This is a genomic window from Escherichia sp. AM3, assembly GCF_032029835.1.
Classification (GTDB): domain Bacteria; phylum Pseudomonadota; class Gammaproteobacteria; order Enterobacterales; family Enterobacteriaceae; genus Escherichia; species Escherichia coli.
Genome location: NZ_JAVUPQ010000324.1, coordinates 1 through 1,243 on the forward strand (window position 1 = coordinate 1; position 1,243 = coordinate 1,243).

Consider the following 1,243-nt stretch of genomic DNA (forward strand, 5'->3'; position numbering starts at 1 on the left):
ATTGCCAGAGCGGCAGAAAATAACATTTTTTTCATCTTATTATCCTGCATTGTTAAAAACGGCAGAATCCTATGTGATAATAATTAAACGATAGCTAAATGAACGAAAATTAAAAGTATAAAAGTGGTTACTCAGACTTGGTAGGTACTCAGAATCATGGGAAATGAATAAACCGCTTCATCTGTCCATTACTCTTTTAGGTGTGTTGTATTGTCGCCATATTCCCCGCATTAACCATGACAGTAGCCCGACGGAGAACTCCTTCTGCAAGAGTATACGGGAATAATCAAAAACGATGCACATCAAGTGGTTCGGGTTGCTGTTTTACTAGTTTTCGCCACAAAAGCCACTATTTTCCCAGACAATATATCTCTGTCTGGGTTACATAACGTTTGTCCGTTTATTTCCTTACTGATTGAACAGACCTGATTTCGTATAGTGTAATGTATGTAGCATACAGCAACAGAATATCTTATCTCTGGCTACGGAGTATCGTACAGAACGGGCAAAATGCGGCGGTTTCTCCACAAGCATGTGGAGAAACATTCTGCCTCTAGGATTCGTGCACTAGACTGGCCCCCTGAATCTCCAGACAACCAATATCACTTATTTAAGTGATAGTCTTAATACTAGTTTTTAGACTAGTCATTGGAGAACAGATGATTGATGTCTTAGGGCCGGAGAAACGCAGACGGCGTACCACACAGGAAAAGATCGCAATTGTTCAGCAGAGCTTTGAACCGGGGATGACGGTCTCCCTCGTTGCCCGGCAACATGGTGTAGCAGCCAGCCAGTTATTTCTCTGGCGTAAGCAATACCAGGAAGGAAGTCTTACTGCTGTCGCCGCCGGAGAACAGGTTGTTCCTGCCTCTGAACTTGCTGCCGCCATGAAGCAGATTAAAGAACTCCAGCGCCTGCTCGGCAAGAAAACGATGGAAAATGAACTCCTCAAAGAAGCCGTTGAATATGGACGGGCAAAAAAGTGGATAGCGCACGCGCCCTTATTGCCCGGGGATGGGGAGTAAGCTTAGTCAGCCGTTGTCTCCGGGTGTCGCGTGCGCAGTTGCACGTCATTCTCAGACGAACCGATGACTGGATGGATGGCCGCCGCAGTCGTCACACTGATGATACGGATGTGCTTCTCCGTATACACCATGTTATCGGAGTGATCCTACCCACGTAATATGGACACAGGCCTAAGCGAGGTTCTGGTTTTCAAATTGTTCCGGACTGAGGCCGCCAC

The 1,243-nt window shown here is 46.1% G+C and carries 1 pseudogene; it reads left to right on the forward strand.

The features are described from left to right. Positions 1–659: 659 nt before the first annotated feature. Positions 660–1,180, forward strand: a pseudogene (locus tag RTW80_RS25520) (IS3-like element IS2 family transposase); the annotation flags it as partial. Positions 1,181–1,243: the final 63 nt, after the last annotated feature.